Origin of the sequence: Bacteroides sp. AF39-16AC (genome assembly GCF_003602735.1) — a bacterium.
Taxonomy (GTDB): domain Bacteria; phylum Bacteroidota; class Bacteroidia; order Bacteroidales; family Bacteroidaceae; genus Bacteroides; species Bacteroides uniformis.
Window position 1 is genome coordinate 1 of sequence record NZ_QTLN01000012.1, and the last position, 24,579, is coordinate 24,579.

Genomic DNA, 24,579 nt, shown 5'->3' on the forward strand with positions numbered 1-24,579 from the left:
AAACGAACAAAGCCTCCGTATCCTTATCAGACACGGAGGCTTCTTCTGAAAACGGCGACTACCTACTCTCCCACTGTTACGCAGTACCATCGGCGTGACCGGGCTTAACTTCTCTGTTCGGAATGGGAAGAGGTGGAACCCCGGTGCTGTAGTCACCTGAATAAGGCAGACATGATGAGAAAAAAGTAAAGTGTCCATATATTGCTGAACGTATATACCTCCATACACGGAAGGCAAAAAGTGGACGGGCAATTAGTAATGCTCGGCTATGACATCGCTGCCTGTACACCTGCATCCTATCGACGTTGTAGTCTACAACGACCCTGAGAAATCTAATCTTGTGGCTGGCTTCGTACTTAGATGCTTTCAGCACTTATCCAATCCCGACTTAGATACCCGGCAATGCACCTGGCGGCACAACCGGTAAACCAGAGGTCAGTCCAACACGGTCCTCTCGTACTAGTGTCAGAGCCACGCAAATTTCATGCGCCCACGATAGATAGAGACCGAACTGTCTCACGACGTTCTGAACCCAGCTCGCGTGCCACTTTAATGGGCGAACAGCCCAACCCTTGGGACCTTCTCCAGCCCCAGGATGTGACGAGCCGACATCGAGGTGCCAAACCCCTCCGTCGATATGAGCTCTTGGGAGGGATCAGCCTGTTATCCCCGGAGTACCTTTTATCCTTTGAGCGATGTCCTTTCCATACAGAAACACCGGATCACTATGCTCTAGTTTCCTACCTGATCGACTTGTAAGTCTCCCAGTCAAGCGCCCTTATGCCATTACACTCTGCCGACGGTTACCAATCGTCGTGAGGGCACCTTTAGAAGCCTCCGTTACACTTTTGGAGGCGACCACCCCAGTCAAACTACCCACCAAACAGTGTCCCCGCAACAACGGGTTAGAACTCAAATAATCAAAGGGCCGTATTTCAACAGCGGCTCCACGGACACTGGCGTGCCCGCTTCGAAGCCTCCGGCCTATCCTACACATCAATTACCCAAATTCAATGTTAAGCTATAGTAAAGGTTCACGGGGTCTTTTCGTCCCATCGCGGGTAATCGGCATCTTCACCGATACTACAATTTCACTGAGCTCACGGTTGAGACAGCGTCCAGATCATTACACCATTCGTGCAGGTCGGAACTTACCCGACAAGGAATTTCGCTACCTTAGGACCGTTATAGTTACGGCCGCCGTTTACTGGGGCTTCAATTCAATGCTTCTCTTGCGATGACATCTCCTCTTAACCTTCCAGCACCGGGCAGGTGTCAGGCTGTATACTTCATCTTTCAATTTTGCACAGCCCTGTGTTTTTGTTAAACAGTTGCCTGGACCTATTCTCTGCGCCTCGCCGTAAAGCGAGGACCCTTTATCCCGAAGTTACAGGGTCAGTTTGCCTAGTTCCTTAACCGTGAATCACTCAAGCGCCTTAGTATATTCAACCCGACTACGTGTGTCCGTTTGCGGTACGGGTACCTGCAGGATTAAGTTTAGCGGATTTTCTTGGAAGTATGATTACACGCACTATTGGATTGTTCTAAGAACGCTCCATACTGTCAGGTTCGACTCTTGCTCCGGATTTGCCTGGAACAATCAGCATCTACACCCTTCAACGGACTATTCCGTCAGTCCGCGGCGCTGTCACGACTCCGTCTCCACGTCACTCCCACAGGTAGTACCGGAATATTAACCGGTTCTGCCATCGGCCTCGCCGTTCGGCTGAGCCTTAGGACCCGACTTACCCTGATCCGATTAGCGTTGATCAGGAAACCTTAGTCTTTCGGCGAGGGGGTTTCCCACCCCCTTTATCGTTACTTATACCTACATTTGCTTTTCCACACGCTCCAGCAAAGCTCGCGCTTCACCTTCGACGCAGAGTGGAATGCTCCCCTACCGATGATTTCTCATCCCAAAGCTTCGGTAGAATACTTATGCCCGATTATTATCCACGCCAAACTCCTCGACTAGTGAGCTGTTACGCACTCTTTAAATGAATGGCTGCTTCCAAGCCAACATCCTAGCTGTCTTAGCAATCTGACTTCGTTAGTTCAACTTAGTATTCATTTCGGGACCTTAGCTGTTGGTCCGGATTGTTCTCCTTTAGGACATGGACCTTAGCACCCATGCCCTCACTCCTGACATAGAACTGACACGCATTCGGAGTTTGTCAAGACTTGATAGGCGGTGAAGCCCTCGCATCTTATCAGTCGCTCTACCTCATGCCAGTATAAGTCAAGGCTGCACCTAAATGCATTTCGGGGAGTACGAGCTATCTCCAAGTTTGATTAGCCTTTCACCCCCACCCTCAGGTCATCCAGAAGCTTTTCAACGCTTATTGGTTCGGTCCTCCAGATGGTGTTACCCATCCTTCAACCTGCCCAAGGGTAGATCACTTGGTTTCGCGTCTACTCCTTCCGACTATACGCCCTGTTCAGACTCGCTTTCGCTTCGGCTGCAGATCTGAAATCCTTAACCTCGCCGGAAAAAGTAACTCGTAGGTTCATTATGCAAAAGGCACGCCGTCACACCAGAAGGTGCTCCGACCGCTTGTAGGCACATGGTTTCAGGAACTATTTCACTCTTCTGTTCGAAGTGCTTTTCACCTTTCCTTCACAGTACTGGTTCACTATCGGTCTCTCGGGAGTATTTAGCCTTACCGGATGGTCCCGGCAGATTCACGCAGAATTCCTCGTGCTCCGCGCTACTCAGGATACCACTAGGCTTCGCTTGGCTTCGCATACGCAGCTGTCATGCTCTATGGCTGTACTTTCCAGAACATTCTGCTCACCAACTTTCTTGCCACGACGTGGTCCTACAACCCCACACATGCCGTAACATGGGTGGTTTGGGCTGTTCCCCGTTCGCTCGCCACTACTGGGGGAATCATTGTTTATTTTCTTTTCCTGCAGGTACTAAGATGTTTCAGTTCCCTGCGTTAGCCTTCCACATTGTGGAATGGTACCTCTTCAAGGTACCGGGTTGTCCCATTCGGAAATCCGCGGATCAAAGGTCATTTGCACCTACCCGCAGCTTATCGCAGCTTATCACGTCCTTCATCGCCTCCGAGAGCCAAGGCATCCGCCATGTGCCCTTACTTACTTTTTGTCTTACCGATCACGTATGGTCGATATATACTTTCAGCTTTTAACTTTACTTTTTTTGGTCACATCATGTCAAAGAACGGTGTTTCAATTATAAAACAATAATCAAAACGGAGTGGAGAATAACGGATTCGAACCGTTGACCCCCTGCGTGCAAAGCAGGTGCTCTAGCCAGCTGAGCTAATCCCCCTTCTTATAAGTGGAAAACGGAAAGTGGAAAGTGGAAAATCCGGAGAGTTCCCGATTTTCAGTTTTCAATTTTCAGCTTTCAACTTTGAAGTAGTCCCAGGCAGAGTTGAACTGCCGACCTCTACATTATCAGTGTAGCGCTCTAACCAACTGAGCTATAGGACTGTCAGTCAAACCCTCGCCTTACGGCTCGGCTTCTACTTTTCTCGTATATTTTAATAAACAAGTACGCGCAGTACAAGAGGTTCTTATGGAAGCATAACTTCAAGAACCAACGATCGAGTCGAGACGTCACTCCAGAAAGGAGGTGTTCCAGCCGCACCTTCCGGTACGGCTACCTTGTTACGACTTAGCCCCAATCACCAGTTTTACCCTAGGGCGCTCCTTGCGGTTACGCACTTCAGGTACCCCCGGCTTTCATGGCTTGACGGGCGGTGTGTACAAGGCCCGGGAACGTATTCACCGCGCCGTGGCTGATGCGCGATTACTAGCGAATCCAGCTTCATGGAGTCGGGTTGCAGACTCCAATCCGAACTGAGAGAGGCTTTAGGGATTAGCATCACGTCGCCGTGTAGCTGCCTTCTGTACCCCCCATTGTAACACGTGTGTAGCCCCGGACGTAAGGGCCGTGCTGATTTGACGTCATCCCTACCTTCCTCACATCTTACGACGGCAGTCTCGACAGAGTCCCCAGCATAACCTGATGGTAACTATCGATAAGGGTTGCGCTCGTTATGGCACTTAAGCCGACACCTCACGGCACGAGCTGACGACAACCATGCAGCACCTTCACAACTGCCTTGCGGCTGACATGTCTCCACATCATTCAGTTGCAATTCAAGCCCGGGTAAGGTTCCTCGCGTATCATCGAATTAAACCACATGTTCCTCCGCTTGTGCGGGCCCCCGTCAATTCCTTTGAGTTTCACCGTTGCCGGCGTACTCCCCAGGTGGAATACTTAACGCTTTCGCTTGGCCGCTTACTGTATATCGCAAACAGCGAGTATTCATCGTTTACTGTGTGGACTACCAGGGTATCTAATCCTGTTTGATACCCACACTTTCGAGCATCAGCGTCAGTTACAGTCCAGCAGGCTGCCTTCGCAATCGGAGTTCTTCGTGATATCTAAGCATTTCACCGCTACACCACGAATTCCGCCTGCCTCTACTGTACTCAAGACACCCAGTATCAACTGCAATTTTACGGTTGAGCCGCAAACTTTCACAACTGACTTAAGCGTCCGCCTACGCTCCCTTTAAACCCAATAAATCCGGATAACGCTCGGATCCTCCGTATTACCGCGGCTGCTGGCACGGAGTTAGCCGATCCTTATTCATACGGTACATACAAAAAGGCACACGTGCCTCACTTTATTCCCGTATAAAAGAAGTTTACAACCCATAGGGCAGTCATCCTTCACGCTACTTGGCTGGTTCAGACTCTCGTCCATTGACCAATATTCCTCACTGCTGCCTCCCGTAGGAGTTTGGACCGTGTCTCAGTTCCAATGTGGGGGACCTTCCTCTCAGAACCCCTATCCATCGAAGGCTTGGTGGGCCGTTACCCCGCCAACAACCTAATGGAACGCATCCCCATCGATGACCGAAATTCTTTAATAGTTCCACCATGCGGAAGAACTATGCCATCGGGTATTAATCTTTCTTTCGAAAGGCTATCCCCGAGTCATCGGCAGGTTGGATACGTGTTACTCACCCGTGCGCCGGTCGCCATCAAACTTAGCAAGCTAAGTTCATGCTGCCCCTCGACTTGCATGTGTTAAGCCTGTAGCTAGCGTTCATCCTGAGCCAGGATCAAACTCTTCATTGTAAAAGTATCTTGACTGCGCATATTAAAAATTAAAGTGCGACAGCTTAATTATCTGTTCAGGACGCTCGAATTCAAAAAGTTTATCTTTACCTATTTATATAAAACAGGTATTGACGGTTCTTTTGTTTTACCCAGGTACGACGCGCCTTAATCATTAGTTTCCAATTATTAATTTGCGAAGCACCTGCTCTTGTACTACTTGTATTGTTTATGTAAATCTGTTCAAAGATCGCTCGTTTCACGATTGCTGTTCTTTTCAGAAAGCGGATGCAAAGGTAAGAACTTTAAAGCATATCTTCCAAATATTTTCGGAAGTTTTTTTTATTTTTTCTCTTTTCTGTATTTTCAAATCCTTTAAACAAGGATAAGAAAAGCAAAACAAGAAAAGTTCTTTTTCTTTGCGAGTCGGACTGCAAAAATAAGGAGAATTATTAATAAGTTCCAAATGTTTTTCGAAAAATATTTTTATCTCTTTTTATTTCTCTGTGTCACCTTCCACACTTCTGTTTCAGTATTTCAATCTTACCACTTTCCTTCTCTTGGAAAGCGGGTGCAAAGGTATAGGATTTAACAATACAAGCCAAACATATCTATCATTTTTTTTAATAAAAATGAAACTTTTTTGTAACTTACTGATTCATAAATGCATTTCGCATGAACAATTTTGAAGAAAGGAAAAAGAGAGAAAATAACTATACATTATATATATACGTGCGCGCGAAGAGCACGAAGAAAGAGAATAAAAACATTTTATAAGCATGCCGGATTGGGTGGTGGCGGTTCTGTCAGTATAGTCGCCGCATCAAAGCAGGGACATTGTTTCACCCACTCTTCCGGCTCTATCTCCCCGTTATGGTTCAGGTCGGGGCTCAGGTCGCGGTGACCGCAAAGCCGGGAACCGGGATAATCCTTCAGCAGCAGCAACACAAGCACACGCAGGGAGTGCTTTTGAAAAAGGGTGCGTGTATCGGCAGGGCGACCGCACTCGTCAAGACCGCCTTCGTAGCAGACACCGATGCTACCTGCATTCCAACCCCGGACATGGGCACCAGGCAGGGACAAGGGACGCAGGGACTTGATGTCACCGTTCTTGCGGATATAAAAATGATAACCTGCGCCGGAGAAGCCCCGGCGCAGGTGGTCTGTCGTCAAGTCGTGCTCCGTATAGCAGCGGTCGCAGCGGGTGGCGGAACAATGGACGACGATAAGATTGATGAATCTCATGAGAATTAAAAATTAGAAATTAAAAATTAAAAGTGAAGGAAACCCGCTACACTGTCATGGCATGGGCGCTCAGGGCACCAATAAGCGCGGAGGCTACAGCGATTATCACTTTCAGAATCTTATCCCAAACAGATGATTTTGTACTCATAAAATTAAGGATTAATGGTTAAGAATTAATGGTTAAGGATTAGTGATTAAGGATTAAGGGCTAATGATTAATGGTTAATCATTAGGGATTGATTAGCGATAAGCGATTTGCTTGTGTTCATTAACCATTAATCACTAACCCTTAATCATTCCTTCTTTATCCCAGCGGATTTTCGCCCTGGTCGCCGTCGTCGCCGGAGCCGCCTCCGGAACCACCGCCTTGATTGCCGCCGCCGGAGCCGCCCTCCTCGGGCTTGTCGAGCACAAAGCCCACATTCGCCGGGCTGCGGGTCACGGCGGTACTGCCGTTCACCAGCTTCAGCTCCTTGTCGGGGATAAAGCGGATATTCACCTTCGAGATATTGCGCACCGTACATTTGTCCGAGGCCTCCATGCCGGGACAGCGGAACGTCATGTGGAAAGTGCCCAGCTGGTTCAGCTTCACCTTGTCGCCGTTGGCAAGGTTGCCTTGAATCTCCTCCACCAGGGCTTCGATGACGTGCTTCACGTCGCCCTTCGTCATGGCACAGTTTTTCTGAATGGAGGCGGCAAGGACATCGATGTCCACGGTGCCGCAGGTCTTGGGTTTCTGACGGAGATAGTACAACATGGGCGAAGCCGGGTTGCTTACGATTTTACGGCGCTGGAAGCGCTCTACAATTACATCCATAAATTTGAAAAGTTAAGGTTTAAGTTAAGAAAAATGAGTTATAAGAGAGAAGTGGGTAAGGGAAGGGATAGGGCGCCCGAATCAATGATTATTCCTTTTCTTAAGCACATTACAAAGATACAACATTAAGAAGCGGAAGTCAAGTGTTTTGCCATTTTTTTTACTACAAAAAACACGGAGACACAGAGTTTTTCAAGCAATAAGAAAAATCTCCGTGTCTTTGTGTCTCTGTATTCTATAAATTTCCATCCATCACTTTGCATTCCTCGTCAGCCACTCCAATGGTGGTATGTAGTCCACCAGTTTTGTCATGCTTTGGTTATGATGGAAATAGACTTCACCGGTTTTGCCATTACGGTGCTTGGCTATGATGACGATACCCAGGCCATCGGTGGGATAAGTACTCTTCTTATCGACGGTCTTGCCGTAGAGGGCAGGGCGGCAAAGCAGCATTACCATATCCGCATCCTGCTCTATGGCGCCGCTCTCGCGCAGGTTGCTCAGGGTGGGGCGATGGTCTATGCTACCGTCGCTCGCCCGGTTCAGCTGGCTCAGCAGCAGTACGGGGATATCCAGCTCCTTGGCCAGCAGCTTTGCCTTGCGGCTTGCCTGCGCCACTTCCTGCTCGCGGTTACGGTTTTTCTGGTCACTCCTCATGTCACATAGTTGCAGATAGTCCACAATCACCATGTCACAGCGATTCTTGCTCTTCAGCAGGCGGGCGGAAGAACGCACGCGGTCCATGCTCGTCATCGGATGGTCGTCTATCAGTATGGGCAACCGCGACAACTCGGCAGACGCCTCATGCACCTGCCTCACCTCGCCAGGTGTGAGCTGGCCGCTACGCAGGTGTTGCGGGTCTACCCCCTCCGTAGCTGCAAGCAGCCAGCGGTCGCCCAGGCGCTCGCCTTGCATTTCGAGGCTGAAGACTACCACATGACGCCCCGCCATGGCAGCGGCACGGGCCAGGTGGAGGGCAAAGGCCGTCTTCCCCACCGACGGACGGGCAGCAAGGATGTTCAAGTCGCCGCGCTGCCAGCCCGCCGTAACCTGGTCCAGAGCGTCAAAACCCGTAGGGATACCCGTAATGCCGTTGCATCCGTGCTCCATACGCTGCTCCACCTCGGCCAGCGTGTCGTCCATCAGCCGGTCTATGGAGCGAAGGTGGTCGGCTACGCCGCTCTCGTCCTCCAGCCCCTCCAGCAGTCGATGGGCTTCCACCAGGATGTCGTCAATATCCATCGACTCGTCGGCACTGAACGCCAGCAGTTGCTGGAATCCCGTACGCATGATACGCCGCGTGTGCAATTGCCTAAGGATGAGCGCATGATACTCCAGATGAGCACTGGAGCTGACCTTCGAGCTGATGCGTAACAGTTCGTAAGGCCCGCCCACGGCATCGAGTTTGCCACGGGCTGCCAGTTCGTTCTTCAGCGTGATGGTATCTATGGACTTCGCGCTGCGATACATCGATTGCAGGGCGGCAAAAATTTCCAGATTCTTCTCCTCGTAGAACATCTCGGGACGAAGTTTGTCCACCACCAGAGGCATGGCAGCGCGCTCTATCATGCAGGCACCGATGACAGCTTCTTCGAGGTCACTGTCGTGGGAAAAAGTAGTTTCAGTCATCATATTCATTTTCAAAAGATTTGTCCGCCAGATAGGTGGCGGCTTGTTTACAATATTTTTGGTTGTTCAGATGGTCGTAATATTCGTCGATGTTGTCCAGTGCCCGCTGTTTCTCGCCTGCCGTCAATTTTTTCCATTCGCGACGGGCCCGGCCGATGTTTACCTTGGGATGCTCGGTGATGTCATGAAACTTTTCCCAGAAGATGCAGAAGTCCTCTCCCACCCCAGCCACCGGCGCTGCCTTCTTCTTCCGCGGGGCTGCTTTAGGACGGGCATTGCCAGTAAGGAAATCATAATCGGGGATACGGATGTGCATCACGTAGGGGTTGGCCACCCGCTCCACGATGCCGGCGTCGAACATCTTGTTGAAGAAGTAGCGCGTACGGTTGCGGGGCCACCCCAATATCTCCATCCAGCGGGCCAGGGAAAGTACGGACTCGCCACGTACACAGTCGAAAAGGTGTCCCCTGACGTTGCAGGTCACCGTGCTGTAGTTGACGTGTGTCAGCACAAAGACAAAGGCTTCGAAGGCATCGGCGGCTTTCTCTCCGGTTTTCATATTCATTTGTTCCTCAAACAAGGCTTTGGGGAAGAGGAGATAGCCTTTCTTCAGCATCTCCGTTGTCATGGGGCTCATTTCTTTTTCCATTTTTGTCTATTCTTAATTCGATAATGCGACAAAGGTAAGGGACCAGCCAGGGGGATACAAATAAGCAGTTAGAATCGGCTAAAAATTAATGAAATACATAAGGTGGCGAGAGAGGGGTTCACCTCATCCTCCACCACCCTATATAATAATATACTAAAATAATCAGAATGTATTAGAAATACATTCTCTATTTCGCATATTTTTTAGAGACCAGAAGATACGGATTTTTCACGGTCATATCCTTCACGTGGTCGGGCATCCCCCAGTAGCTCAGGAGAATGCCTATCTGTACGGGGGTGAGGTGGGCAGTCCTGGCGGTATAGCCCTGGTCCGTCAGATCCTTCAGCAGGCAAGCGTGTTCCGCAATGGAACGGCGCAGGGCCTTTACGGCCGAGCAGGCATACGCGTAGTTTGGGTAATAGGCCACTGCCACATCTGCAATGCGATGGCATCCCTCGAGCAGCCATTCAAAACTTTGTTCTTTTATCATTTTGCATATATTTATTAATAAAACATGTTGCAAAGTTAGAATGGGAGGGAAAACTGGGAAAGTTCGAGTGGCAATAAGAAAACTTGCTCAAGAAAAATGAATGTGTCAAAACGGTTGATGACACACCCTCACTGTCTTATTGATAAAAGCAACACTTTCATACTATAATAGGGAAGCACACATTTTGCGTATTTCATGTAACTTATCGGTCAGCGATTTTTCTTTAAGAGAGACAGCCATATTATATCTCGCCTGCCTATTAACGAGGAGTTCCGCACTAATCCCTAAGGCTGCTTCTACCATAAGAGCGAAGTCACTGGTTACGTCTCCCTCTCCCTCTTGAAGTACCCCAGCACCGTGGCCGGTGTGAGACAGCAGCGTTCTACGCTTTTCAGGCGGCTCTGAAAAGTATATCGGGAGCATAGCACAAGGCAGAACCAAGTATAGTTCAAGCTACGGTGCAAGCGGTGCTGAAGGTGGTCGAAAAAACGGGAAACACGGGCAAAGAAGCTAGCGATACGCTCGCGGGGAACAAAACGGGAAGGCTGTACGGCAGCATTACGGGAGCGCTTGGCGGTACGTTCCATCTGTGCAAGGGTATACTCCAGTTGCTCGATGTCATTGCGGGTGTTCTCCATGGTTTGTTCCAATTTCTCGCGTCGTGCCTGCTGCTTGGTATATCGTTCTTTTCTGTCAGCGATTCGGTTTTTGAGGTCTTCTGCGGTGAGGTTTATTCCTTTGTTCTGGATTGATTTCATTATAAACGTCTGTTTTATAGTTGTTTGTCTGTATATAAGTTCACGAAAACACATCATCCGTCTGCACCGAATGCATAATGCATAAAGGGCAAACGGATGATATATCAGGAGCAAATGTACGATGAATATTGCAGATAAAGTTCTTAATGACCATTAAGTCTTGTTATAAAACATGATATTATCTACTGCAAATTTGGAGATTATCAGAAAACACGTACCTTTGCAATGTGTTTTTCATAGTATTAGATTTAAGGTTAACAAAAGATTGGCTGTCTGGGATAGATAGCCTTTTTTTTGAGCATATATCAACTGAAAACGACAAGCGTCGATCAATCACAGCAAGCACATGACTATTCTGAAACCGGACGAATTGTAAATCCCCAAAAACGTTCAAAATCAATCAAATCAGCGGCTTCTTTTTCCACTACTTCCAAGAAACAAAAATATTCTCCAGAAAGAATACTACCGCTCCAATAGCATCCGCGAATTCCATTTTTCTCTGCTTTTGCACCTCTACGATAACCTGCCGCCGGAAACACAAGGGTATTGGTGACAGAAGTACCCGGAAGGGTATAAGAACACTTACGTCCACTATTACCACTGTTAGAAAACCAGCTGTTTTCCAAATTCAGCATAGCAGTAATGTTTTTCAATTCCTTCTTGTACACCGGTAATCGCCAATTGCCTCCAAGCTGCACATGGCAGATATCATGCTCTGTACCACTTATATTACTGGATGTAACAGTGAACACATAATCAGCATCAGCCTTACTGGTCATCAGTCCCGAAGCATCCCCCCAGCCGAACACATTCCACTTGGTACCAATAGAGCAGGCGGAATAACCATTCGTAGCACTTTCAATGATACCTGTGGGAGCCACATAAGGAGAATCGACAGTACCTTCAACTGCCGTCTCTTCAGCCGTAGCTATATGAAAAGCAACAGTCGTAGTAGGAGTCTGACTAGATTCCTCTCCCGTTTTCGTAGCAATAAGATTACCGGTAGCCCAATAAATAGGAGTAGCGGAAGACTCTATACTACCGTCCTTATTTATGCCCATATAAAGGGCAACAATCCACTCGTTTTCATAAATACCGATAGAACTTTGCGGAGCATCGACTCTCGTTATGGGAGAAGAAGTGGGCAATATACTGCCACCGTCTTTGTCGGGAAGGACAAGTTCCTTACCGTTAAGCTCTTCTGCAGTCAGAGTATGGAAATATTTCACAACTTTGGGAATACAAAACCAGATGGGTTTGCCACTATACGCATTCAAATCAGTTAATATAACGGCCTTACCGTTGGCAATGGCAGTACCTCCCAAAGCTATCTGCCTGCCTGAAGCATCATCTTTCCAGGTACCGACCTCCAAAGGTAAATCGTTATAATCATAAGTAGACGCACTGATAGTCGTCTTGACCGTAATAGGAGTGAATTCTTCCATATCCGCTACAGCTGTATACATTTTACCGGCAGTAAGGATACATGAAGGTGAAACAATGGCTTTATAGTATTTTCCATCTACCTCGGCTGCAACCGTCAGATTGCTCAGAGTGCCAGGAAGGACATGCAAGTAGACTGTGGCAGACGGATGGTCATCCGAGGAAAGAGTAAAAGAACCACTCAGAGAAAGGGTGCCTTCTGTTTCTGTCGTATATGTAGGCACAAGGTCACCTCCATCACTCGAAGTATGTGTAATATCAACGTTCGCCCGACTGACTAAACCGGAGGAAGCAGCAAACATAACACTACTCACCGATGCGCCGGAAAGAGCCCGGGTAGTGGGAAGCCCCTCAATATCCATGTCCTTGACACTGGTAGAAGATTCCAACGGAAACAGTAAAGTCACCTTCAAAATAGAAGTAAGATGTGAAAAATTAAAGTTCAGCGTATGACTGTCTGCATTGTATGGACTCACAGCGGCCATGTAGACCTTATTTTCATCCGGAGCACCACCCTTCTGGCCCGTCATATCCAATGGGATGGACGTGGCAGCGAAAGCGCTACCTTCCGAAACATTCAGCGACGGATAGACACCATAGTAGGATATACCCTCCGCAGGAGTTATTTTACCCGTAAAGGTAGCCGTGTGGGCATCGGTAGCAAGCTCTGTCAGGGTAAACATAGAAGGGGGCAGTTTTTCCGTTCCGCCAAGTACGGAAAAAGTTTCGGCACCGGTATCCAAAGAGCGCCAGACTATCTTCAGTTTACCACCACTTGTGTCTTCATCGAATCCTAATCTAGTAGTGATACCATTACGAGGCATTTCCGCTCTGGCAGTTACTGTAATCTTACCTTCTCCGGGAGAAGGAGGAATCTCCACCGAAGCAGTATCATCACTGCATCCGGAAGCCCCCCAACTGAAAATTACGGCAAGGAGGTACATAAGAACTTTTTTCTTTTTCATACTAATTTATATTTAAAAAGGATATTATTCTTGTCAATAGATTCACCGTAATGGAAGGAGGCTAAAAATAACAGTGTTTTCATTCTGTTCTGCAACCAGTGTAATTACTTACCAAGTAACGGCAGGCAATATTCCGCACGAAAAGGGAAAGCGTTTCTAAAACGTGTCATTTAGGGTCAACAACGAAGTTCTCAAAAAAAATGGAGACAATAGTGAGGCTTTCTGCTTTCAAGACAAAGGAAGTAGAAATAAGGTGTTGTATGCCTAAGGATATAGAAATACCGAAATAGAGTATGTCGTTCAGAGTCTATTCTATTTTTTACTTGCCAGCTTGTTGTTTTTATAAAAATTGTTTGCCTTTTTAATGAAAATACACCATATTTGCAAAGAAATAGATGCCGTTACTTGGTAAGTAATTACACCGATAACACTTTGGATTATAAAGCACTACTTATCGTTTTATCCCTCCCTATCACATTTTATCACAGAAGAAATCAGCTTGCGGTTGACATCGTCCAGCCGCCCGTACTCGAAGGGTTTCAGATAGGTCTCCGTCACCCGCACGGAGGAGTGCCCCAGTGCTTGGCTGATAAGACCGACGAGCATACCGCGATGGAAGGCAAGCGTGGCCCAGGTATGCCGCGCCGTGTACGAGCTGACTTTGACGCCCGGAAGAAGCCGCCCGGCAAGCAAACACAAACTCCGGTTGAAACGCCGCAGAGCCTGCTGGTATAGGCGATAATCCCCTCCGTACCCACTGCGCCCTCCGGCATCGGTATGCAAGATAGGAAACAAATAGGCAGATGAGGGATTATCGTCCCGATACGCATAAATCAGGCGAAGTGCCTCACGGGGAATACGGAGTGTAATCTGGCGACCGGTCTTATGACGGCAGTATACCAGGCGACCGTCGCGGACATCGCACTTGCGCAGATGGGCCAGGTCGATGAAGGGCATGCCGCGAAGCAGGAACATCAGCAGGAAATAGGCCAGTACACGCTTCTGCGCCACGGTCAGCTCCGCATCCGAGTCCGCATCGTACAGACGCTGCATCTGGCGAGCCGTAAGCGCGCGCTTGGTGCAGGGAACCACCTTGGTATAAACTCCGTCGAAAAGCCGGGGATTGTGGCTGGTGCTGCCAGGGGGAGTCCAGCGATTGTAGACGGCACGAAGCGTGCGTAAGTAGGTGGAAACCGTGTGGAGGCTCAACTGGCGCCCCAAAAGCCATGTCTCGTACTCCTTTAGCCGTCCAGGTGTGAACACCACCGACATCAGAAGCTCTCCCCCATCCGAAAAACGGACAAAGGAATGGAGCGTACAAAGGTAGACGTGCACCGCCGGAAGCTTGCGCTCATCATTCAGTTCCTTGATTACCTGCATCATGTAGAGCGACAGTTCTGCCGAATCCACATCATTCCCGCTCCCACTCTCTTTCTCTTTTAATGTTGAAATCATAAGTGATTGTTTTAAGTCTGCACCCCGACATGGGGCACAAACTCAAAACTAAGGAATATCGATAAGGTTTGCTACAACGGAAGAAAGAAAATTCATTTTCATTCTTTTTACATTAACAATACAAAGCGTGAAAAAATAAACAGGTCTTTTAAACCATGTTATAAGTTGCGGCTTCTATACCCGATAATTTGGAATTCAATGAAAATACCGTATCTTTGCAATGTGTTTTTCATAGTATTAGATTTAAGGTTAACAAAAGATTGGCTGTCTGGGATAGATAGCCTTTTTTTATGCCCGCACCATTCGATTCATCCAATTAGTATCAATTCACTTTATACAACTTTTTAACCCACCAAAAGTGTTTTTAAACCCCAAAAGTTGTAGATTATAAATACTATGTTTATATTTGCAACATGAAAAAAGCGCTCGAGAAAATGTAGTATCTACAACTCGTCTGTGAAGTAGGTGGCGGTTGTGATATAGACAGCGTTCATAAGACAAACAAGCAAGCAATCTACAACAATAAAAATATGAAAGTTAGACTTATGACGAAAGTTAGTGCTGCAACCCTCATTTCAGCAATTGCCTGCAGCATATTCACGGGATGTACCGAAAAAGACCTATACAATCCCGAACGTGGAAAAACAGAACTAAAGCCGGAGAGCGAATACTTTGACTTTGCAACAACAGCCCAGGTAGCTTTTGACGTGAATTATGGAAAAATCGCAGGAGGTGCATTAATAGAGGTCTTTACAAAAGACCCCATCACCTATCAGACAAACAACCTCTACTCCATCAACGGCGAAGCGTTTTTTAAAATCTTTGCAGATGCAGACGGACGCTTCACCGGCAACGTAGAACTGCCCAAAGCGACAGAAAAGGTATATATCATCTCACAAAGCTGGGGAGCCCCCATGTATGTGGAAGCGGATGTGGAAAACGGCAAAGTGGTGGTAGATATGACCGAGGACAATGCCAACACTCGCTCAGCTGCCATGACACGTGCAAAATCCAACCTGACTATCGACCTAAAGGATAGGAAGGAACGGGTATACTCCATCGTTGGATGGGGACAATCTCACGGTGAGATTATTGATAATAATGACATTGTAACTACGGGAAATTTCAATGACGGAACTTTAAAGCAGTTACAACACACACTGTGGAAAGGTTATGACAGCAAACCCAGCAATCTGGACAACAGAGCTTTGGTGAGCGATACAAAGCATGTGAACACCACCATTGCCCAAGCATATATCAACAACCAGGGACAACACGTAACGATTACCGATGCAGAACTGTATCTGACCTTCCTGACCGAACGTGCCGGTTACCTGACTTCCATCGGCTATTATTACTACAAGACCAATGAAATTCCCAACAGCCCTGACAAGGTAGACAAATTCATTATCATTCCCAATGCATCCATTGCAGGAGACGACCCGTATACCGGATGGTCTGGAAGTGGTAACAAATATTCCCGATATGACGCTCCCATACAGAAGAATACAAAAATACAACTTCTGTATCAGGACGAAAACGGTAATGTCTCCACCAAATTCCCGGCAGGATATACCATAGGATATTTCATCATCCCCAATGGATATACCCCCAATAAAGGTATCGACTACTCTATAAATTATATATATTCCAATAAAGAATGGAACAAGATATATGCAGGCCAACAAGCTCGCTTTATCTCCCTCTCCACCAGCAACGGCACGGTAGTCTACGGAGTAGAAGATGGCGATGATACCAGCTACGAAGACATACTGTTCTGTATCGATGCCAACCCCAATGAAGCCATTCAAGACCCGGACCGTCCGGTCATAGACCCGGAAGAGCCTACGGTGACGAGCTCCGAAACAACCTACCGCACGTATGCCTACGAAGACATCTGGCCCAATGGCGGTGACTATGACTTGAACGACGTGATTATCGAACACAAACGGGCCATTTCATTCAACAGCAACAATTATGTGCTGAAGGTGGAAGACACCTTTGTACCCGTACAGCAAAGTGGTGCCGCCACATACTCCAACGCATTTGCCGTGCAATATGTGGCCAGCCAGCGAGGCAGCATAGAACTGCCTGCCGGAGCAGTCGATGAAACAGAGACCTCTTCTGTCATCCTATTCCCCGATGCAAAGTCTGTGCAGGGCAACGAATTTACCGTAACCCGTACATTTGCAGACAACACATTGCCTAAGAAGAATCTGGAGAGCGACTTGAACCCGTTCATCATTGCCCAGTATACAGCCGGAGCCGACAACCGGACAGAAGTGCATCTGCCCAAGAAGAAAGCGACCGGTAAAGCCAACGCAGAGCAAATCGGAGCCGAAGACGATGCCTACTACATCAACAAGGACGGCAAATATCCATTCGCCATCATGCTGCCGGCCACAACCGGCACGGAAGGCCCCATCCGGTTCACTCCGGCAAAGGAAACCGTACGCATCGACCTGGAGTATCCCGATTTCGCCAAATGGGTAGAGTCCAATGGTGCCACCAATAATGACTGGTATCTCTACTACCAGTCGTCCAAAGAGTGAAATCCTACGACATTGCTTAAAGAAGAGCCGCGCAATAGTTGCATTTGCGCGGCTTTTTCATGCATGACCATTACCGTTATGAAATTATTTTTTCTACATTTGCATCCGCTAAAAGGAAACAAAACCGCATCAGGCTGAAAAAAACATGAGGAATACATCACCCGCCGCACCTACCATCCGCTTCCGCCGCTGGAGCAGAAAAGCCTACGCTGCATTTGCCAGCATAGGACGGTGTGTCACCATCGGTTGCCTGCGCAAAAGCGTGGCAGACAGCTCTCTGTCCAAACAGAAGACTGCGGGAACCGCCGGACATGCCGGATGCGGGGAAGAGAGTACCTGGAAAGGAGAAACGGAAGGAAGGGAAACCGACACCGGCATTCCGCTGGGTAGCAGCAGCGTCCTGACAAGTATCCTCACGGAGCCGGGAACGAACCGGCACATTCTTTTTGAAACACAATTCATCCGCCCCTGCGGGAATACGGGCGGACAAGACACATATAGCCTGAAACAAAAGAGAACAAGAGGTACGGATTACCGGAAGCCATGCAGCAGAATGACGAGCTGCACCGCCCCGGCAATCCGTACCTCTGTCTTTATCCATGAACATAACCCAAGAAAGATATGACCCTACAGAAATTAAAGGAACAAGTGCTGCGCGGCAGCCACATCAGTAAGGAAGAAGCCGAATGGCTGGCTGTGCAACCCGACAAGGAAGCGCTATACGAAGCTGCCCACGAGATAACCCGGGCCCGAGCCTCGGAGGAGTTCGACATGTGCTCCATCATTAATGCCAAGTCCGGACGATGCCCGGAAAACTGCAAGTGGTGTGCACAGTCGTCGCACTACAAAACCCAGGCAGACGTGTACGACCTGGTGGACAAAGAAGAATGCCTGCGGCATGCCCTGCATAATGAAGCCCAGGGCGTGGCACGTTTCTCGCTGGTGACCAGTGGACGGAAGCCCTCCTCCAGAAACATGGAGAAACTGTGCGAAGCCGCCCGGCACATGCGCCGGCACTCGTCCATCCAGTTGTGCGCATCACTGGGACTGCTCAACGAAGACGAAATGCGGGCACTGCACGACGCAGGCATCACCCGCTATCACTGCAACCTGGAGACAGCCCCCTCCTACTTTCCCCAACTGTGCAGCACGCACACGCAGGAAGAGAAGCTGCGCACCCTGCAAGCCGCCCGCAACGTAGGCATGGACATCTGCAGCGGCGGCATCATCGGCATGGGCGAGAACATGGAGCAACGCATCGAATTCGCCTTCACACTGCGCGAGCTGGAAGTACAGTCCATCCCCATCAACCTCCTGAGCCCCATCCCCGGCACACCGCTGGAACGGCAGGCACCACTCAGCGAGGAGGAAATACTGACCACCATCGCCCTCTTCCGCTTCATCAACCCGACAGCTTTCCTCCGCTTTGCCGGAGGACGCTCGCAACTGAGCAAGGAGGCCGTGAAGCAAGCGCTGCACATCGGCATCAACTCCGCCATCGTGGGCGACCTGCTGACAACGCTCGGCTCGAAAGTGTCGGAAGACAAGGTGCTGATAGAAGATGCCGGATACCGGTTCTGCGGCTCGCAGTTCGACAGAGAGCACCTATGGCACCCCTATACCTCCACCACCAACCCGCTACCGGTGTACAAGGTGAAGCATGCCGAAGGCGCCACCATCACCCTGGAAAGCGGAGAAACACTCGTAGAGGGAATGTCGTCGTGGTGGTGCGCCGTCCACGGGTACAACCACCCTACACTGAACCGGGCGGCAGAGGAACAGCTGGGCAAGATGTCGCATGTGATGTTCGGAGGGCTGACACACGACCCTGCCATTGAACTGGGCCAGTTGCTGCTACCGCTCGTCCCGCCGTCCATGCAGAAGATATTCTATGCCGACTCGGGCTCGGTGGCAGTAGAGGTGGCCTTGAAAATGGCCGTGCAGTACTGGTATGGCAAGGGAAAGGCGAAGAAGAACAATTTTGTGACTATCCGTTCGGGCTATCACGGGGATACATGGAATGCCATGTCTGTCTGCGACCCGGTGACGGGCATGCATTCGCTGTTCGGGGCATCATTGCCGGTGCGCTATTTCGTGCCGCAGCCGCGCTCGCGCTTCCACGGCGAATGGGATGAACGGGATACGGTGGAACTGCGGAAACTGGTAGAGGAGCATCACGAGGAACTGGCAGCGCTTATCCTCGAACCTGTGGTGCAGGGCGCTGGCGGCATGTGGTTCTACCACCCCCAGTACCTGCGCGAAGCGGCACAGATATGCAAGGAACATGGCCTGCTGCTGATATTCGATGAGATAGCCACGGGCTTCGGACGGACGGGAAAACTCTTTGCCTGGGAGCACGCGGGTGTAGAACCGGACATCATGTGCATAGGAAAGGCCATAACGGGCGGATACATGACGCTGTCCGCCGTACTGACGACGAATGAAGTGGCGGATACCATCTCCAACCATACACCGGAGGTGTTTATGCACGGACCCACCTTTATGGGGAATCCACTGGCATGCGCCGTAGCGTGCGCTTCGGTGAAGCTGCTGACCTCGCCCGAATACGACTGGCAAGGCAAGGTGACTCGCATCAGCCGGCAACTACAAGAAGAGCTTGAACCGGCACGCCGATTACCGCAAGTGACGGATGTACGTGTGCTGGGAGCCATCGGGGTGATTGAGACAAAAAAGCCCGTAGACATGGCGTGGATGCAAAAACGCTTCGTTGAGGAGGGAATCTGGGTACGCCCGTTCGGAAGATTGGTATACCTGATGCCTCCGTTCATTATAGAGCCGGAACAGTTGAGGAAGCTGACGGGAGGGTTGATGAAAATTATAAGAATGTGCTAATATGCTAATGTGCCAATTGGCTGCGCAATGTTTACGCTGCGCTATCACGCCGCAGGTCATTGGCATATTAGCACATTGGCACATTAGCACATTAAAACCACATTGGCACATTTTAAAAGAATTATGAATGCAATAGAATATATGCAGCAAGAGCTGCAAACATTGAAAGAACACAGCAACCTGCGCCGCCTGCCGCAACTGACACACGAGGGACGCACGGTTATAGCCGATGGCCGGCATATGCTGAACCTTTCGTCCAACGACTACCTGGGCCTGGCTGCCGACCGCCAGCTAAAGGAAGAATTCCTGCAGACACTGACACCGGACACCTTCCTGCCGACTTCCTCCTCCTCCCGCCTGCTGACGGGGAACTTCGGGATTTACGAAGAACTGGAGACGGAACTCGCCACACTTTTCGGCACAGAGACAGCACTGGTGCTCAATAGCGGCTATCATGCCAATATGGGGATTCTGCCCGCCGTGAGCGATGCACAAACCCTAATACTGGCAGACAAGCTGGTGCATGCCAGCATCATCGACGGCATCCGCCTATCCACCGCACGCTGCATCCGCTTCCGCCACAACGACCTGGTGCAACTGGAACGCCTGCTGGAACAACACCATGCAACATTCCGGCAATTGATTATCGTCACAGAAAGCATCTTCAGCATGGACGGTGACCAAGCCGACCTCACGGCATTGGTGCGTTTGAAAAAAAGATACTCCAACGTACTGCTCTATGTGGACGAAGCCCATGCATTCGGCGTAAGGGGACTGCGCGGCCTGGGCTGCGCCGAAGAAACCGGATGTATCCGGGATATAGATTTCCTCGTGGGCACCTTCGGCAAGGCGGCTGCGTCTGCCGGTGCATACATCGCCTGCTGCCGGACGATACGCGAGTATCTCGTCAACCGGATGCGAACCCTTATCTTCACCACGGCATTGCCTCCGACAAGTATTGCCTGGACACTGTTTATCGTACGGAAACTTGCCGGAATGCAGGACCACCGCGAGCATCTGGCAAGAATCAGTCGGACACTGCGCGAAGCATTACAAGCCAAGGGGTACGGATGCCCCAGCGCAAGCCATATCGTCCCACTGATTATTGGCCCCAGTGCCGACACCGTGCTGTGCGCAGAGTTGCTGCAGAGGCATGGGTTCTATGCACTGCCGGTACGCCCGCCCACAGTGCCCGAAAGGACATCACGCATCCGCTTTTCGCTGACGGCAGACATACGGGAAGATGAGATTGGAGAACTGATACCCCTTATTCCCCTAAAGGAAGAGAGGAATACTAACGCTATACGATTCTAAAAACAGATGAAACAAAGTTACATTATACACGAGCATCATCCCCGGCTATTGCTGTTCTTTGCCGGCTGGGGAGCCGATGAGACGCCTTTCAAAATGTATCGTCCGGCAGCCAGCGACTTCATGGTGTGCTATGACTACCGCACACTGGATTTTGACGCCTCCGGACTGGAAGAATACCGCGAAATCAACCTCATCGGCTGGTCTATGGGGGTATGGGCGGCTTCGCAGACCGTGCCACAGCTCTCATCGCCAGGTACGTCCGGCGAAGGTATCCATATGGCAAACAGCATCGCCATCAACGGAACGCCCTACCCCATAGACCAGCATATGGGCATTCCACCCGCCATCTACCACGGGACATTGGACGGACTGACTGGGGCTTCACTGCACAAATTCCTCCGCCGCATGTGCGCCAACGGAGCAGCCTTCAAAGCTTTCCTGGAAATCACCCCCCGCCGTCCGCTGGAAGAGTTGAGAGATGAGTTGACGGAGATTGAGAAGATGTACCACACACTGCCTGCTGCCACCTTCCATTGGCAGCAGGCAGTAACGGGAGGCAACGACCGCATCATTCCACCAGCCAACCAGCTGCAAGCCTGGGAAATACTCGGCACCCCCGTATTGCAAACGGAGGATGCCCACTACCAGGAAGAGTTATTCAGACATTACCTGCAAGACCTATGGACAAGCCACTGAACCCGATGGACAAACAACTGATAGCCGCCCGCTTTGCCAAAGCCCGGAATACCTATACCCGGGAGGCCCGCGTGCAGCAACAAGTCGCCGAGAAGATGATGCAGCTCATAAAGGAACCATACACACGTTTCCGCCGTGTCGTAGAGTTTGGCTGCGGAACGGGAAGCTACTCACGTATCCTCCTCCACACCTTGCAACCGGAAGCTCTGCTGCTGAACGACTTGTGCCGGGAAATGGAGGAGTGCGTCAAGGAACTTTGCGACGGCACTACCGTGCAGTTCGTCCCCGGTGATGCCGAAGCCATCGACTTCCCCGGAGAAACCGACCTGATAACCTCGTGCTCCACCCTGCAATGGTTCAACGACCCAGGTGCTTTCTTCACCCGCTGCCACCAAGCACTGGTGGCAGACGGCCTGCTTGCCTTCAGCACCTTCGGCGCCACAAACATGCACGAAATACGCCAACTGACTGGGCACGGGCTGGACTATCTCTCCGTTGAGGAGCTGCAAGCCCTGCTGTCTCCCGGTTTCGATATTCTTCATGCCGAAGAAGAGGTGATATCCTTGCCCTTCCCCACTCCCCAGGCAGTGCTGAAGCATCTGAAGCAAACCGGAGTCACGGGTACGGAAAAAAGGATGTGGACGCGTAGTCGCCTGCAATCCTTCTGCAAAGAATACACAACCCGGTTCAGTGATGCCGCAGGCAACGTAAGCCTGACCTATCACCCTATTTATATCATCGCACGAAAAAAAACAAAATAATGGAAACAAAAAACATCTACTTCATCAGCGGCATTGATACAGATGCCGGAAAAAGCTATTGCACCGCCTGGTACGCCCGTGAGCTTATGCAACGCGGCCTGCGCGTCATCACCCAAAAATTCATCCAGACCGGCAACACCGGTCATTCCGAGGACATCGACCTGCACCGCCGCCTCACCGGAACCGGCTACCTGCCGGAAGACAAAGAGGGGCTGACCATGCCCGAGATATTCTCCTATCCCTGCTCTCCCCACCTCGCCGCCCGCATAGACAAGCGCCCGATAGACTTCGGAAAAATAGAGCGTGCCACCAGGGAACTTTCCCATCGCTATGATACCGTGCTCGTAGAAGGCGCCGGCGGTCTGATGGTTCCCCTTACCGAAGATTTCCTGACGATAGACTACATTGCGGAGAAGCAGTACCCGCTTATCTTTGTCACCTCCGGAAAGCTGGGCAGCATCAACCACACCCTGCTGAGCTTCGAAGCCATCAAGAACCGGGACATCGCGCTCGATACGGTACTCTACAACCTCTATCCCACGGTAGAGGACAAGACTATCCAGGAAGACACGATGAAATACATCAAGCAGTATTTGTCCAAGCACTTTCCCGGAACAAAGTTTGAGGTAGTGCCGGAAATTGTGTAAATTTGCAGCACATAAACGTCCTACTGCACATGGAAGCATTTACATTAGATTCAACTGAAATTATCGTACTCGCTACGGCGGGTGGTCTGTTCCTTATTCAAATTATCTACTACCTCTGTCTCTACAACCGTATTCATGCGCGCAGCCGTGCCGTGAAGCAGGGAGACACGCACTTCACCCAGGAACTGCCCCCCATATCCGTCATCATCTGCGCCCGCGAGGAATCCGAGAATCTGCGCCGCAACCTGGGCGCCGTGCTGGAGCAGGACTATCCCCAATTTGAAGTCATCGTCATTAACGACGGCAACACCGATGAGAGCGAGGATTACCTGACCATCCTCGAGGAGAAATATCCCCATCTCTACCACAGCTTCGTACCCGATTCCTCCCGTTACATCAGCCGCAAGAAGCTGGCCGTGACGCTTGGAATCAAGGCCAGCAAATATGAATGGCTGGTGTTTACCAATGCCAACTGCATGCCCCAAAGCAACCAATGGCTGCGACTGATGGCACGCAACTTCACATCACGTACCCAAGTGGTGCTGGGATACAGCGGCTACGAACGCGGCAAAGGCTGGCTGCACAAACGGACGGCATTCGACAATCTGTTCACTTCCATGCGCTATCTGGGATTTGCCCTGGCAGGCAGCCCCTACATGGGCATCGGGCGTAACCTGGCCTACCGGAAGGAACTCTTCTACCAACAGAAAGGATTCTCCGCACACCTCAACCTGCAACGGGGAGACGACGATTTGTTCATCAACCACGTGGCTACCCCGGAGAACACGCGGGTAGAAACGGATGCCAATGCCATTGTGCGCATGCAGCCGCTTCTGCGTACCAAGGACTGGAAAGAAGAGAAAATAGGCTACGCCTCCACAGCACGGCTGTATCATGGAATGCAACGCTGGCTGGCCGGTTTTGAGACCCTGACCCGCCTGGCATTCCACGCATCCTGGATAGCCGCGATGGTCATCGGCATTCTGCACTTCCACTGGCTGGCAGCAGGCGTCGCTTTTCTTTTGTTCCTGTTCCGTTTCACCATGCAGGCAGTCATTGTCAACAAGACTGCCCACGACCTGGAAGAACAGCGCAGATATTACTTCACACTACCGGCTTTCGACCTATTGCAGCCGATACAGTCTTTACGTTGGAAATGGTACTGTCTGTTCCGCAAGAAAAGCGGTTTTCTGAGAAAGTGA

The 24,579-nt window shown here is 50.1% G+C and carries 17 protein-coding genes, 2 tRNA genes and 3 rRNA genes; 8 read left to right on the forward strand and 14 right to left on the reverse strand.

All coding sequences use genetic code 11. The features are described 5' to 3' along the window. Nucleotides 1-49 precede the first annotated feature (49 nt). From rrf to DW039_RS11420, 14 genes are all read right to left on the reverse strand, one after another. Nucleotides 50-160 (reverse strand): 5S ribosomal RNA (rrf, locus tag DW039_RS11355). Between the two features lie 72 nt (nucleotides 161-232). Beyond that, nucleotides 233-3,112, reverse strand: a 23S ribosomal RNA gene (locus tag DW039_RS11360). 112 nt (nucleotides 3,113-3,224) lie between these two features. Further along, nucleotides 3,225-3,298 (reverse strand) — tRNA-Ala (locus DW039_RS11365). A gap of 90 nt (nucleotides 3,299-3,388) precedes the next feature. Then, nucleotides 3,389-3,462 (reverse strand) — tRNA-Ile (locus DW039_RS11370). A 135-nt stretch (nucleotides 3,463-3,597) separates the two neighbouring features. Continuing rightward, nucleotides 3,598-5,124, reverse strand: a 16S ribosomal RNA gene (locus DW039_RS11375). The 16S, 23S and 5S rRNA genes sit together here with 2 tRNA genes alongside, the layout of an rRNA operon. A gap of 750 nt (nucleotides 5,125-5,874) precedes the next feature. Continuing rightward, nucleotides 5,875-6,348 (reverse strand): N-acetylmuramoyl-L-alanine amidase, encoded by a 474-nt coding sequence (locus DW039_RS11380; protein ID WP_035448724.1) that lies wholly within the window; start codon nucleotides 6,346-6,348, stop codon nucleotides 5,875-5,877. Nucleotides 6,349-6,394: 46 nt separating this feature from the next. Beyond that, nucleotides 6,395-6,496 carry a smalltalk protein gene (locus tag DW039_RS20935; RefSeq protein WP_005837396.1) on the reverse strand — a complete coding sequence of 34 codons (102 nt, stop codon included), beginning with the start codon at nucleotides 6,494-6,496 and terminating at the stop codon, nucleotides 6,395-6,397. Nucleotides 6,497-6,652: 156 nt separating this feature from the next. Further along, nucleotides 6,653-7,165, reverse strand: a complete 513-nt coding sequence (locus DW039_RS11385) for an HU family DNA-binding protein (RefSeq protein ID WP_005837397.1) — start codon at nucleotides 7,163-7,165, stop codon at nucleotides 6,653-6,655. Nucleotides 7,166-7,417: 252 nt separating this feature from the next. After that, nucleotides 7,418-8,797 (reverse strand): replicative DNA helicase, encoded by a 1,380-nt coding sequence (dnaB, locus tag DW039_RS11390; RefSeq protein ID WP_057256449.1) that lies wholly within the window; start codon nucleotides 8,795-8,797, stop codon nucleotides 7,418-7,420. After that, nucleotides 8,787-9,443 carry a hypothetical protein gene (locus DW039_RS11395; protein WP_008664714.1) on the reverse strand — a complete coding sequence of 219 codons (657 nt, stop codon included), beginning with the start codon at nucleotides 9,441-9,443 and terminating at the stop codon, nucleotides 8,787-8,789. Before DW039_RS11395 ends, dnaB begins: the two co-directional genes overlap by 11 nt. 187 nt (nucleotides 9,444-9,630) lie before the next feature. Then, nucleotides 9,631-9,933: a DUF4248 domain-containing protein gene (locus DW039_RS11400; protein WP_005831107.1), complete on the reverse strand. Its 303-nt coding sequence runs from the start codon at nucleotides 9,931-9,933 to the stop codon at nucleotides 9,631-9,633. A gap of 320 nt (nucleotides 9,934-10,253) precedes the next feature. Next, nucleotides 10,254-10,691 carry a hypothetical protein gene (locus tag DW039_RS11410; protein ID WP_118264403.1) on the reverse strand — a complete coding sequence of 146 codons (438 nt, stop codon included), beginning with the start codon at nucleotides 10,689-10,691 and terminating at the stop codon, nucleotides 10,254-10,256. A gap of 350 nt (nucleotides 10,692-11,041) precedes the next feature. Continuing rightward, entirely contained in the window at nucleotides 11,042-13,099 is a 2,058-nt protein-coding gene (locus tag DW039_RS11415; protein WP_120381959.1) for a fimbrillin family protein, read from the reverse strand. A gap of 459 nt (nucleotides 13,100-13,558) precedes the next feature. After that, nucleotides 13,559-14,554: a tyrosine-type recombinase/integrase gene (locus DW039_RS11420; protein WP_098032713.1), complete on the reverse strand. Its 996-nt coding sequence runs from the start codon at nucleotides 14,552-14,554 to the stop codon at nucleotides 13,559-13,561. 530 nt (nucleotides 14,555-15,084) lie between these two features. On the opposite strand from DW039_RS11420, the gene DW039_RS11425 reads away from it, so the two are divergent. The 8 genes from DW039_RS11425 to DW039_RS11465 all read left to right on the forward strand — a co-directional run bounded on the left by DW039_RS11425 (nucleotide 15,085) and on the right by DW039_RS11465 (nucleotide 24,579). Further along, a complete protein-coding gene (locus DW039_RS11425) occupies nucleotides 15,085-17,106 on the forward strand; it encodes an LruC domain-containing protein (RefSeq protein WP_120381960.1) in 2,022 nt (673 codons plus the stop codon). Between the two features lie 145 nt (nucleotides 17,107-17,251). After that, nucleotides 17,252-17,731, forward strand: a complete 480-nt coding sequence (locus tag DW039_RS11435; protein ID WP_005837403.1) for a hypothetical protein — start codon at nucleotides 17,252-17,254, stop codon at nucleotides 17,729-17,731. Beyond that, a complete protein-coding gene (bioA, locus tag DW039_RS11440; protein WP_120381961.1) occupies nucleotides 17,728-19,959 on the forward strand; it encodes an adenosylmethionine--8-amino-7-oxononanoate transaminase in 2,232 nt (743 codons plus the stop codon). The genes DW039_RS11435 and bioA overlap by 4 nt, the downstream gene beginning before the upstream one ends. Before the next feature lie 123 nt (nucleotides 19,960-20,082). Then, complete coding sequence (locus tag DW039_RS11445; RefSeq protein ID WP_120381962.1) at nucleotides 20,083-21,273, forward strand: 8-amino-7-oxononanoate synthase; 1,191 nt, start codon at nucleotides 20,083-20,085, stop codon at nucleotides 21,271-21,273. Between the two features lie 6 nt (nucleotides 21,274-21,279). Further along, complete coding sequence (locus DW039_RS11450; protein ID WP_005831127.1) at nucleotides 21,280-21,969, forward strand: pimeloyl-ACP methyl esterase BioG family protein; 690 nt, start codon at nucleotides 21,280-21,282, stop codon at nucleotides 21,967-21,969. After that, nucleotides 21,954-22,730, forward strand: a complete 777-nt coding sequence (gene bioC / locus DW039_RS11455) for a malonyl-ACP O-methyltransferase BioC (RefSeq protein ID WP_005831129.1) — start codon at nucleotides 21,954-21,956, stop codon at nucleotides 22,728-22,730. The genes DW039_RS11450 and bioC overlap by 16 nt, the downstream gene beginning before the upstream one ends. After that, nucleotides 22,730-23,377, forward strand: a complete 648-nt coding sequence (bioD, locus tag DW039_RS11460) for a dethiobiotin synthase (protein ID WP_005831133.1) — start codon at nucleotides 22,730-22,732, stop codon at nucleotides 23,375-23,377. The genes bioC and bioD overlap by 1 nt, the downstream gene beginning before the upstream one ends. A gap of 29 nt (nucleotides 23,378-23,406) precedes the next feature. Continuing rightward, on the forward strand, nucleotides 23,407-24,579 hold the full coding sequence (locus DW039_RS11465; RefSeq protein ID WP_120381963.1) for a glycosyltransferase: 1,173 nt from the start codon (nucleotides 23,407-23,409) through the stop codon (nucleotides 24,577-24,579).

Excerpts from the sequence above, each read along its gene's own strand:
- DW039_RS11410 (WP_118264403.1), bottom strand. The coding sequence starts at position 10,691 with ATGAAATCAATCCAGAACAAAGGAATAAACCTCACCGCAGAAGACCTC.
- DW039_RS11400 (WP_005831107.1), bottom strand. The coding sequence starts at position 9,933 with ATGATAAAAGAACAAAGTTTTGAATGGCTGCTCGAGGGATGCCATCGC.
- DW039_RS11445 (WP_120381962.1), top strand. The coding sequence starts at position 20,083 with ATGAATGCAATAGAATATATGCAGCAAGAGCTGCAAACATTGAAAGAA.
- DW039_RS11415 (WP_120381959.1), bottom strand. The coding sequence starts at position 13,099 with ATGAAAAAGAAAAAAGTTCTTATGTACCTCCTTGCCGTAATTTTCAGT.
- bioD (WP_005831133.1), top strand. The coding sequence starts at position 22,730 with ATGGAAACAAAAAACATCTACTTCATCAGCGGCATTGATACAGATGCC.
- DW039_RS11380 (WP_035448724.1), bottom strand. The coding sequence starts at position 6,348 with ATGAGATTCATCAATCTTATCGTCGTCCATTGTTCCGCCACCCGCTGC.
- DW039_RS11395 (WP_008664714.1), bottom strand. The coding sequence starts at position 9,443 with ATGGAAAAAGAAATGAGCCCCATGACAACGGAGATGCTGAAGAAAGGC.
- bioC (WP_005831129.1), top strand. The coding sequence starts at position 21,954 with ATGGACAAGCCACTGAACCCGATGGACAAACAACTGATAGCCGCCCGC.
- DW039_RS11465 (WP_120381963.1), top strand. The coding sequence starts at position 23,407 with ATGGAAGCATTTACATTAGATTCAACTGAAATTATCGTACTCGCTACG.
- DW039_RS11420 (WP_098032713.1), bottom strand. The coding sequence starts at position 14,554 with ATGATTTCAACATTAAAAGAGAAAGAGAGTGGGAGCGGGAATGATGTG.
- DW039_RS11450 (WP_005831127.1), top strand. The coding sequence starts at position 21,280 with ATGAAACAAAGTTACATTATACACGAGCATCATCCCCGGCTATTGCTG.
- DW039_RS11385 (WP_005837397.1), bottom strand. The coding sequence starts at position 7,165 with ATGGATGTAATTGTAGAGCGCTTCCAGCGCCGTAAAATCGTAAGCAAC.
- DW039_RS20935 (WP_005837396.1), bottom strand. The coding sequence starts at position 6,496 with ATGAGTACAAAATCATCTGTTTGGGATAAGATTCTGAAAGTGATAATC.
- bioA (WP_120381961.1), top strand. The coding sequence starts at position 17,728 with ATGACCCTACAGAAATTAAAGGAACAAGTGCTGCGCGGCAGCCACATC.
- DW039_RS11425 (WP_120381960.1), top strand. The coding sequence starts at position 15,085 with ATGAAAGTTAGACTTATGACGAAAGTTAGTGCTGCAACCCTCATTTCA.
- dnaB (WP_057256449.1), bottom strand. The coding sequence starts at position 8,797 with ATGATGACTGAAACTACTTTTTCCCACGACAGTGACCTCGAAGAAGCT.
- DW039_RS11435 (WP_005837403.1), top strand. The coding sequence starts at position 17,252 with ATGAGGAATACATCACCCGCCGCACCTACCATCCGCTTCCGCCGCTGG.